Here is a 10860-nt window from a genome sequence, read left to right on the forward strand (position 1 = left end):
AGCCTTAAAAGTGAAATTCATTTTTAAGGCTTTTTTCTTGAAGAGCGTGCTACTACTGCGGCGTAAACACCAAACAAACTGGAGCACATAGTTCCACTCTTTTTCCAGTATCCGTTAACGAACCTGTAACTAAATCTCTTTTAAAAATTACGATGTTGTTAGTATACTGATGTGCAACTAATAAATAATTCCCTGAAGGATCGATTACAAAGTTACGAGGCCCTTTACCCAAGGTACTTACTTCTCCTTTAGACTTTAACTTGCCATTTTTAGAAATTTCAAAGATAGAAAGGGTATTTGCCTCTCCTCTATTCGAAGCATATAAAAATTTTCCGTCAGGAGAAATATGAATATCGGCTGAACTAAAAGTACCTGTAAATCCTTTGGCCAAGATTGTTGTTTCCTGTATTTTTTTAAGCTTTCCTTCATCATAGCGAAAAACAGTTAAGCTACCATCCAATTCTTGTACTACGTACACATATTTCCCGTCATTACTAAACGTGAGATGTCTCGGTCCGCTACCTGCCTTCACTGAAATACTATCGGTTGCTTTTAAAACCTCATCAGTTGAGTCAGGCGAATAGGCATAAATATATATCTGATCATTCCCTAGATCATTAGACAGTACGTACTTCTTATCTGGTGAAAAATGCACCATATGAACATGAGGCGCTTCTTGTCTTTTAGTATTAGGTCCTTTCCCATAATGCTGAATAACCTGCTTTGCTTCAGCGATACTACCATCATTATTTTTACCAAAAACCGCTATGTTTCCTCCAGAATAATTTGCTACAATGACATTTTTATCATCATTTATAATATAGCAAGGATCAGCACCCATGGCTTTTTGAGAATTTAATTGCTCCACATTACCACTAGCAGCTTCATATTTAAAAGAGCTTACCTGACTGTCAGCACCAAATTCACTAACAGCGTAGATAAAGTTATTGTCAGCTGAAACAGTTAAATAACTAGGATTGACCACATTTTCGGAAGTGTTTTTAAAACTAAAATCCCCAGTATTAGAATCAAAGTTATAAACGTAAATTCCTTTACTCTCACATTTAGTAGTGTACGTTCCTACCAGTAAGTTGTGTTTACTATCTTGTGCTTGCACGCTCGAAAAGATTAAAATTAAAAAAAGGTTGAAATACTTATTTTTCATGAGTAAAAATTTTATTGAAAAGCTAAAATACGTAATAATCTTGTATTGAATAGTATTTATTAAGTAGATCGAAAAATTCTACGAACATCAATCAAAACTGTTTACAAATTTGTATTTTTGAGACCAATTTCAATGAAATGCATTGAAAACAACATCAGCATCGTAAACCAGTCTTTGAATGCAATTTAAAAATCCCGAAATTTTATACTTTCTATTCTTACTGATCGTACCTATTTTGGTTCATTTATTTCAATTGCGTCGTTTTAAAAAAGAATATTTTACCAATGTTCGCTTCCTTAAGGAAATTTCGATACAAACCCGTAAAAGCGCTAGTATAAAAAAGTGGCTACTTCTGGCATGTCGTTTACTATTGTTGACCTGCATTATAATAGCTTTTGCCCAACCTTATTTTTTAGCCGAAGATTCAAAAAATGTCAAAAATGAATTGTACATCATACTGGACAATTCGTTTAGTATGCAAGCCAAAGGCAAGAAAGGAGAACTGCTCAAACGTGCCGTTCAAGATATACTGGAAAACACACCCGAAGGTACTCCATTTACCTTACTCACAAATGACGCAGTTTATTGGAATACAGACAGCAAAGAGATTAAAAACGCGTTGTTAAATTTAAATTACAGTTCGCTTCCCTTTCAATTAGACACTCAAATTGCCAAAATAAGAGCACACAAATCTGCTTTTAATAAAGATATTGTGATTGTATCGGATGCTTTAGGGCTAGAACAAAACCAATTGAAGTCTATTGATAAAAAGGACCAACTCTTTTTTATAGTTCCCAAAGCAGAACAAAAAAACAACATTGCGGTAGACAGCGTGTATATCAAAAACAGTCTTGAAAATTTTTATGAAATAGATGTCGTATTAAGTAGGCATGGTAGCAATTCAAACGCCATACCGATTGCCGTTTACAATGAAAGTAAACTTATAGCAAAAACCATTGTCAATTTTGAAAGCAACAAAAAAACCGCTGCTTTTACAATTCCTAAAAAAGAATTCCACGGTTATGTAAGCATCACCGATAATGATTTGCCCTACGATAATCAGTATTATTTTACCATTTCAAAAAATAAGAAGCCTAAAGTACTGAGCATTGGGGCAATTGCAAAAAGTGATTTTTTAAGTCGCATCTATACGCCTACTGAATTTGATTTTCATACTGTACCTCTGACGTCGTTAGATTACAACCGCATAGATAGCCAAGATGTTATTGTTGTCAACGAACTCGAAATCATTCCTCAAGCCTTACAAACTACATTAAAGTCTTTTGTTTCGAATGGCGGTAATCTGATTTTTATACCGTCAACACTTACATCTATTGAAAATGCCAATCCTTTTTTAAAGCAATTTGGTTCCCTCCAATTCCAACAGAAGGATGATTTCGAAAAATTACTGACTGAAATTCATTTCAACCATCCGCTATTTAATGCCGTCTTTGAAAGTAAGGTTAAAAACTTTCAGTACCCCATTACTAAAAGCTCGTTTGTCATGACTAAGTCAGCAGCAGTAGCTTTAGAGAACGAGGATCAAACGGCTTTTTTAAGTTCGTTGCCACATCCGCTATCTACAGTTTATGTATTCTCGGCAGCGCTAAATACAGTAAATTCTAATTTTCAACAGTCGCCTTTAATTGTTCCTACCTTTTATAATATGGCGATGAACAGTCAAAATGCGGCCGTAACAGCATTATCAATTGGTAATCCGAATCCGTTTATCGTGGCAGCAACCCTTTCAAAAGATGCAGTATTAGAAGTAAAAAACAACAAAGAACAATTTATACCCATACAGCAAGTTGTAAATAATAAAGTAAAAATGGTTTTCAACGATTATCCAGAGCAGGCCGGCAACTTTGAAATTTACAATCAGAATAAAAAAGTCGAAAACATCAGCTTTAATTATAAAAGAACTGAAAGTGCCCAAGGAAGTGCTAATGAAAAACTATTAGCTGACTATACTGTTGTTGATTCAATTTCGACTGTATTTGACACACTGCAAAGCAGTAGAACAGACAATCAAATGTGGAAATGGTTTGCTATCTTTGCACTACTCTTTCTAGTTACTGAAACGGCCATTATACGATTCATGAAATAAGTGAATTAAATAGAAAAATAAGCATACAAAAAAACACACCTATGAGACTAATCATCAGAGAAGCAAAAATTATCGATTCTAAAAGTTCTTTTCATAACAAGACTGTAGATATTTTAATTGAAAATGGTGTTATAAAAAAGATAGGAACGGCAATTCCAAATAATGACAAGCTTGATGAAGTGAAACTAGATAATTTACACCTTTCACAAGGTTGGTTTGACAGCAGTGTTTCACTAGGCGAACCCGGTTTTGAAGACAGAGAAACGATTAGTAATGGATTAAATGTAGCAGCTAAAAGCGGTTTTACAAGTATTGCTTTGCAACCCAATTCTTTTCCCGTTATTGACAATCAATCACAGGTGTTATTCGTTAAAAACAAAGCGCTTCAACATGCTACAGACCTTTATCCTATAGGTGCATTGACTAAAGAAAGCCAAGGAAAAGACATGGCAGAGTTGTATGATATGAAAAATGTAGGAGCAGTAGCCTTTGGGGACTACAATAAAAGCCAAGACAATGCCAACTTGTTGAAAATTGCTTTACAGTACGTTCAAGATTTTGACGGACTTGTAATTGCCTATCCGCAAGATGAAAAAATAAAAGGAAACGGTGTTGCTAATGAAGGAATCGTTTCTACAAGATTAGGTTTAAAAGGGATTCCCAATCTAGCCGAAGAATTGCAAATAGCCCGCAACTTATTTCTATTAGAATATACAGGGGGAAAATTACATATCCCTACGGTCTCTACTGAAAAATCAGTACAACTGATCAAAGATGCCAAAGAAAAAGGGCTTCAAGTAAGTTGTAGCGTTACAGTGCACCACCTAGTGTACACCGATGAGAAACTGGAAAATTTTGATACCAGATCAAAAGTAACTCCGCCGCTTCGAACAGACCGAGATCGCAAAGCGTTGTTAGAAGGCATTCACAATGGGACAATAGACATGATTACATCAGACCATAATCCTATTGATATTGAACATAAAAAGATGGAATTTGATATGGCTAAAAATGGAACTATTGGTTTAGAAAGTGCATTTGGCGCTTTGATGACCGTGTTGCCTTTAGAAACCGTAATAGATAAATTAACTGCTGGTAAAACCACTTTTGGCATTCCAAACACGCCTATAGAAGAAGGTGCAGTTGCCTGTCTAAGCTTATTTAATCCTGAAGGAAAAAGCACTTTCACTAAAGCTTCTATTCTATCAAAATCAAAAAATTCTGTTTTCTTAGGAATGAAGATGAAAGGCAAAACTTATGGTATAATCAATAAAGGACAATTAATACTCGCATAACATTATGAACAATACGATCGAAAAGGGAAAAACAGCAGCAATTACAAGTTATATTTTAGGTATAGGCGTGTTTATTGCAATGTCTATGAATGCAGATGATAAAAATTCATTTGCCTCTTTTCATATAAGACAAGGTTTAGGATTAACCCTAACCTTCATTTCGCTAGGGCTTATTATTAGCAATTTTGACAGTTTAATGATCTCTGCTCCTATGTGGATCTTCATCTCTGTTTTATGGTCTTATGGCCTCTTTAGCGCGATCAAAGGAGAAACAAAACCTGTTCCTTTACTAGGAGCATTATATCAAAAATGGTTTATCAATATATCTTAATACAATGAATTTATCGCTTGAATTTCTCATTAGAGAACCAAAAATAATAAAAGAAAAAAATCCGCTTTTAATTTTACTTCACGGCTATGGCAGTAATGAAGAGGACTTATTTTCTTTTGCTTCTGAACTACCAGAAGAATACTATGTTATTTCAGCACGTGCTCCTTACAACATGCAGTACGGCAGTTATGCATGGTATGCCATCAACTTTGATGCTAATGAAAATAAGTTTTCGGATAACGAACAGGCAAAAGCCTCTAGAGATTTAATTCTAAAATTTATTGACGAATTAATCGCTACTTATCCTATTGATACTAATAATGTTATCCTAACTGGATTTAGTCAAGGTGCTATTTTAAGCTATGCTGTTGCCTTGTCTCATCCTGATAAAGTGCAAAAAGTAGTGGCTTTGAGTGGTTATGTGAACGAAGAGATTTTAGAGAATGGTTATGCCCATAATGATTTCTCAACGTTAAAAATATTTCACTCTCATGGAACTGTGGATCAAGTTATCCCTGTGGCTTGGGCTAGAAAAACAAGTCCGTTTTTAGCGCAATTAAACATCAATGCTACCTATAAAGAATACCCGATAGGACATGGAGTGTCTCCACAAAATTTCTATGATTTTAAAAACTGGTTATTGGAATAGTCCAATGATTTGAACAGTTTATTTCTATAAAAAAGTCCGCTCAAGAGCGGACTTTTTATTGACTATTGCTATTTTATTTTTTAGGATCTAAAATTAAAGCAATACGTTGTATACAGTCTTCATAATGGTATTTAGTCTCTGTATTAGTGGCTCTACTTTTGGCTATGCCTAATATCGTTTTTAACGTATTTAGTTCCCCTCTTACTAAAGCTCGCACATCAGACTGGCTTACATTATAGTAGCTTTCAGAGCGATTTGATTTCATTTCGTCCGTCATCAAGTACTCCATTCTTTCAATATAAGCACGTTGTAAGTTTCTACGGTAAATAGATACTGAAGATACCGCATTCGTTTCTTTCCAGATGCCTTTTCGCATATCGCGCAATAGATCCAATGCTTTGTAATTTGCTGTTCCTTGAATCTCAGCGTCCATCAATCGCCCAATGCGATCAAAACTCAAAATGCTATTCAAATGCCTTGCTTGTAAATTTCTAAAACGCTCTGTGTAGCCGGCAACATCCGTATTTTTTAAGGTCTTTATATTCACTAACCAGCTTGGTGAAGCAAAAGCATTTGCTTGCAACCATTCCATTGCTTCTTGTTGTTGGGCTTTAGGAACTACGGTATATACTGCTCCTTCTTGGTTTGGTTTTTTAAGGTTTTCATAAACCCCACCCACATTAGTTACCACATGTCCTACATAACGACTCCATACCGCTAACATTTCATCGTATAGCTCACTTAAATCATCATAATTGTTAGTCACATCACTAGTCCACTCTGATAAGTGTGCGGCCACATATTCTAAGTTTTTAAGTCCGTATGTACTCGCTTTCATTGAATTGTTTCCAATGTCTTCAGTTTGCGAACTTGGATCAAAACTACTGCTCTGTTTCCCAAATTTATAGATAGGATTTCCTGCTTTTTCTAAAATCCATTTGTCTAAAGTAGGCACCTCAGCTTCTGGCGAAACCGCATTTGGAATCACACGATAGCCCCAGTTGACAGCATAATGATCGTAAGGTCCCATCTGACGTATAAAACGAACGCCTTTGTCACCTGGTTGTGCAATATAATTAAAACGAGCGTAGTCCATTAAACTGGCTGCGATCCCGTTTTTTTGTGTAAAGTCACCATTTCTATAACTCTCTGTATCATAAGCACAACTAGCACCCATATTGTGTGGAAAACCCAGTGCATGTCCTACTTCATGTGCAATAACCATGCGCATCATGTCTCCCATTTCTTCATCGCTGGTATTCAATGTACGTGCAGATGGGTTAGCAGCACCCGTTTCTAATAAATAACGGTTGCGATACGAACGCAGGTGATTGTGGTACCAGATTACGTCACTCTCAATAATTTCGCCCGTTCTTGGATCAGAAACACTAGGTCCTACCGCATTACGAGTCGTACTTGCGACATAACGAATAACAGAATACCGAATGTCCTCAGGACTAAATTCGGGATCTTCTTCTTTAGTAGGAGGATCTTTGGCAATAATTGCATTTTTAAAACCAGCGGCTTCAAATGGTTTTTGCCATTCTTCAATTCCTAGTTTGATGTATTTACGCAATTTTTCAGGGGTAGCAGGATCGATATAATAAACGATTGGTTTAATCGGTTCTACTAGTTCGCCTTTGGCATAAGCCACAGGATCTTTGGGTTCTAATCGCCACCTGCGTATGTAGGTTTTATTATCTGATTTAAGTTCGTTACTTCCATAATCGTACTGACTCATTGTAAACCATCCCACTCGAGGATCGGCCAGACGAGGCTGCATCTTATCTTCGGGCAGTAAAATCATGGATTGGTTCATCTGGATACTGATGGTCTCTGTATCTGCTAGAACAGGAGGTTTTGATGCATTATACGTAAAGTCTTGAATCACTTCAATATTCATAGGAAAACTTTTCATTGTAGTAATAAAACTACGTGAATCATCCAGTCCTTTTACTTTATATTCTTCGCGCATAGCAGATGATAAACCACTAATCGACTTCACATCGCTGCCATAAAATTTAGTTACATCAATCACGGTATTCGCTGAGTCTTTGCTAAAAGCCACAATATCAAACGCAAACAAAGTAGGCTCATAATTGTTGTTTTTTACCGAAATACTGATCGGTAAACTGTCATTGGCTACAGCCTTGTACGATTTTAATTTGATAAGAATCTTATCCTGAAAACGCTGCCAAACGATTAATTGTTCGTTCGTTTCAGATCCCGCGTTCACATATCCTCCTCCTAAATTAGAAGGAAGCTTAGACAGTCTGCTCACTAAAAGCATGTCCTTGTCTAATAATGTATTGGGGATTTCAAAATAATATTTTTTATCCACCTTATGTACGGTAAACAAACCATCATCAGAGATAGCGTCTTTAGTAATAACCTTATTGTAATCCTTAATAACCGTTTCGGGTTTCTTTTCGGGAGCGGGTGGAACAGCAGTTTCTTTTTTATTTTTTGATTTTCGTTCTGTCTGCCATTTTTTTTGAGCAGAAAGTGTACTTGGCGCAAATAGCAAAGTCGCCATAGTGGTCAAAATGAATAGTTTCTTCATTTAGTGGTGGTTTAATGATTAATCTGCACCAAAAATAATTGGAAGCCCAGCTATAATCCTTTTTATGATTATATTTAACTAATAATTAACAATTGTAAAAGACTGTAATGCCTTCAAAAGAAGCGCGATATATCTGAAAAATATAATTACAATTGGTACTTAGACTAAAAAAAACAGCAATGTAAATCAGAGTAGCAAGTTTCAGATTTTCTACTACTCCATTACAGTCGATATTTGTACTATAAAAGTAAAGGCAATGAATGCACAACAGGCTATCAACTATAATCGTATTGCAACGGCAATAGCGTACATACAGCTTAATTTTAAAGACCAACCTAATCTGGATGAAGTGGCCGCCCAAGTTAATCTGAGTCCGTTTCATTTTCAGCGTTTGTTCACCGAGTGGGCTGGCACTAGTCCTAAGAAATTTTTACAATACATTAGTGTGGCTCATGCTAAGCAGTTACTGAAAGAAAACCAAGCGACACTTTTTGAAACAGCCTATCAAACGGGACTTTCTGGAACGAGCAGGCTGCACGACCTATTTGTCAACATTGAAGGCATGACGCCAGCCGAATACAAGAATGGCGGTAAAAACTTACTGATTAACTATCAGTTTTCCCCCAGTCCGTTTGGGAATATTCTTGTAGCCTCTACTACTAAAGGGATTTGTTATATGGCTTTCGCCGAAGAAGAAACAACCGCGCTAATTGATTTACACAATCAGTATCCCAATGCCCAGTTTCGTAATGGCGAAGATCAGTGGCAACGCAACGCAATGCAAATTTTTAGCCATCCCAAAGATCCATTACAAGAAATAAAATTGCATTTAAAAGGCACTGATTTCCAACTAAAGGTGTGGGAAACCCTACTCAAAATTCCGTTAGGACAGTTGTCAACATACGGAGCCGTTGCCCAACAAATAGCAAAACCAAATGCCTCTAGAGCGGTAGGGACAGCGATAGGAAAAAATCCAGTAGCCTTCTTAATCCCCTGTCACCGTGTCATTCAGGCCAGCGGAAACTTAGGAGGTTATATGTGGGGAAACACTAGAAAAACGGCCATTATAGGTTGGGAAGGTTCCCAATAATAATAATAATAATAGAAATAAGAATAAGAAAATAAATAATAATAATAATAATAATAATAATAATAATAATAAAAATCCCCCCATGACCATACAAAACAGCACCGCTGCAGATATTGACGAAATTTTCCGTTTGTATGCGATAGCCTCTGCCTACCAAAAATCCAAAAATGTAGTTGTTTGGCCCTCTTTCAAAAGAGAATTAGTCGCAACAGAACTGGCCGAAAACCGCCAATGGAAACTGATTATTGACAAGCAAATTGCCTGCGTGTGGGCGATTACTTTTAATGATGCCGAAATCTGGGAAGAACGGGATGCTGATGCCGCCATTTACATCCATAGAATCGCAACTAATCCTGATTTTAGAGGACATAATTTTGTAGCTATTATTGTAGACTGGGCCAAGCAGTACGCCAAGAGCATAAATAAAGAATACGTACGGCTCGACACCTTGGGAAACAATACAGGACTCATTGCTCATTATACCCGCGCGGGTTTTGATTTCTTAGGCATGTTTGATCTGAAATCCACGGCAGGTTTACCGCAGCACTATCAAGACACTAAAGGCTGTTGTTTGTTCCAAATTCAATTGCATAAAAAGTAGTGCGTGCCCCTGCGGGTCGGGCTTTACGTTGCAATCTCCCGTAAAAAAACGGGAGGATTTTCACTGCAATCCCTCACGCAAATCCCACTATGATAACACACAACCAAATTACCGATACCGATCTCCAATCCAAAATTAGGACACAAAAAATAACCTTTGCTGGCAACAGCAAATTAAAAATCTATGGAACACTCCATTGCAAATCAGGCAAACGATTGAAAAGAGAAAATCGCGTCTTTTTTTCGGATGAAGATCAAGCAATTCAAAACAATTTCCGACCTTGTGGTCATTGTATAAAAACCCAATACCAACAATGGATTTATTCAACACAGCACCAGAACAAGAAAACAATTTACTGCCCAAAGACGGCACCGTAAACTATTATGGCACCTTGATGACACAGGCAAAAGCCAACGAATACCTAGCGGAGCTACTAGAAAATATAGCCTGGCAAAACGATCAAGCCATCATTTTTGGGAAACTAATTATTACCAAACGTAAAGTAGCTTGGTACGGCGATAGTAATTTTAGTTATACCTACTCTAACACTACAAAACAAGCCTTGCCGTGGACACCCGCCTTACTGGAACTAAAAGCCCTAGCCGAAGAAGCGACAGGAGAAACCTACAACTCTTGCTTGCTCAATTTATATCATGATGGCAACGAAGGCATGGCCTGGCACAGTGATGCCGAAAAAGACCTAAAGAAAAATGGCGCGATTGCATCGCTAAGTTTTGGTGCCGAACGCAAGTTTGCTTTCAAACACAAAGAAACCAAAGAAACGGTTTCCAAAATACTACAAAACGGCAGCTTACTGGTGATGAAGGACCAAACTCAAACCCACTGGTTGCATCGCCTCCCTCCTACTAAATTGGTAAGCAAACCCAGAGTCAACCTTACTTTTAGGACAATCGTCGTTGGGCAATAATCTGATTTGTAAAATATCACCAAAAGTGGGTATTGGATTACTAATTTATAAATTGTTAATTTACAATTAAGCAAATAGCAGGACTATAAACTAGCTAATAAATTAGTAGCAATTGATGTTATTTGCTAGTT

Annotated in this window: 10 protein-coding genes; 8 read left to right on the forward strand and 2 right to left on the reverse strand. The window is 36.8% G+C overall.

Translation table 11 applies throughout. The features are described from left to right. Window positions 1-52 precede the first annotated feature (52 nt). Window positions 53-1165, reverse strand: coding sequence for a lactonase family protein (locus ACEN2K_RS07480; protein ID WP_441758707.1), 1113 nt, complete (start codon window positions 1163-1165; stop codon window positions 53-55). Window positions 1166-1343: 178 nt separating this feature from the next. Between ACEN2K_RS07480 and ACEN2K_RS07485 the strand changes: the two genes are divergently transcribed. The 4 genes from ACEN2K_RS07485 to ACEN2K_RS07500 are packed head-to-tail and all read left to right on the forward strand — an operon-like array spanning window position 1344 to window position 5547. Continuing rightward, window positions 1344-3272, forward strand: a complete 1929-nt coding sequence (locus ACEN2K_RS07485; protein ID WP_441758708.1) for a BatA domain-containing protein — start codon at window positions 1344-1346, stop codon at window positions 3270-3272. A gap of 41 nt (window positions 3273-3313) precedes the next feature. Beyond that, window positions 3314-4567, forward strand: a complete 1254-nt coding sequence (locus tag ACEN2K_RS07490; protein ID WP_441758709.1) for a dihydroorotase — start codon at window positions 3314-3316, stop codon at window positions 4565-4567. Between the two features lie 4 nt (window positions 4568-4571). Then, on the forward strand, window positions 4572-4898 hold the full coding sequence (locus ACEN2K_RS07495) for a hypothetical protein (RefSeq protein WP_441758710.1): 327 nt from the start codon (window positions 4572-4574) through the stop codon (window positions 4896-4898). A 4-nt stretch (window positions 4899-4902) separates the two neighbouring features. Next, window positions 4903-5547, forward strand: a complete 645-nt coding sequence (locus tag ACEN2K_RS07500; protein WP_441758711.1) for an alpha/beta hydrolase — start codon at window positions 4903-4905, stop codon at window positions 5545-5547. Window positions 5548-5620: 73 nt separating this feature from the next. On the opposite strand, the gene ACEN2K_RS07505 is transcribed toward ACEN2K_RS07500, so the two are convergent. Next, window positions 5621-8110: a zinc-dependent metalloprotease gene (locus ACEN2K_RS07505; protein WP_441758712.1), complete on the reverse strand. Its 2490-nt coding sequence runs from the start codon at window positions 8108-8110 to the stop codon at window positions 5621-5623. 256 nt (window positions 8111-8366) lie between these two features. Here ACEN2K_RS07505 and ACEN2K_RS07510 point away from each other — a divergent pair, with 256 nt between their 5' ends. The 4 genes from ACEN2K_RS07510 to ACEN2K_RS07525 all read left to right on the forward strand — a co-directional run bounded on the left by ACEN2K_RS07510 (window position 8367) and on the right by ACEN2K_RS07525 (window position 10729). After that, window positions 8367-9200, forward strand: coding sequence for a bifunctional helix-turn-helix domain-containing protein/methylated-DNA--[protein]-cysteine S-methyltransferase (locus ACEN2K_RS07510; RefSeq protein WP_441758713.1), 834 nt, complete (start codon window positions 8367-8369; stop codon window positions 9198-9200). Between the two features lie 82 nt (window positions 9201-9282). Further along, window positions 9283-9801, forward strand: a complete 519-nt coding sequence (locus ACEN2K_RS07515; RefSeq protein WP_441758714.1) for a GNAT family N-acetyltransferase — start codon at window positions 9283-9285, stop codon at window positions 9799-9801. An 89-nt stretch (window positions 9802-9890) separates the two neighbouring features. After that, the gene (locus tag ACEN2K_RS07520) at window positions 9891-10178 is read left to right on the forward strand and encodes an Ada metal-binding domain-containing protein (protein ID WP_441758715.1); all 288 of its coding nucleotides are present in this window, start codon (window positions 9891-9893) and stop codon (window positions 10176-10178) included. Further along, window positions 10115-10729: an alpha-ketoglutarate-dependent dioxygenase AlkB family protein gene (locus ACEN2K_RS07525; protein WP_441758803.1), complete on the forward strand. Its 615-nt coding sequence runs from the start codon at window positions 10115-10117 to the stop codon at window positions 10727-10729. Before ACEN2K_RS07520 ends, ACEN2K_RS07525 begins: the two co-directional genes overlap by 64 nt. Window positions 10730-10860: the final 131 nt, after the last annotated feature.

Origin of the sequence: Flavobacterium sp. W21_SRS_FM3 (assembly GCF_052113625.1) — a bacterium.
Lineage (GTDB): Bacteria > Bacteroidota > Bacteroidia > Flavobacteriales > Flavobacteriaceae > Flavobacterium.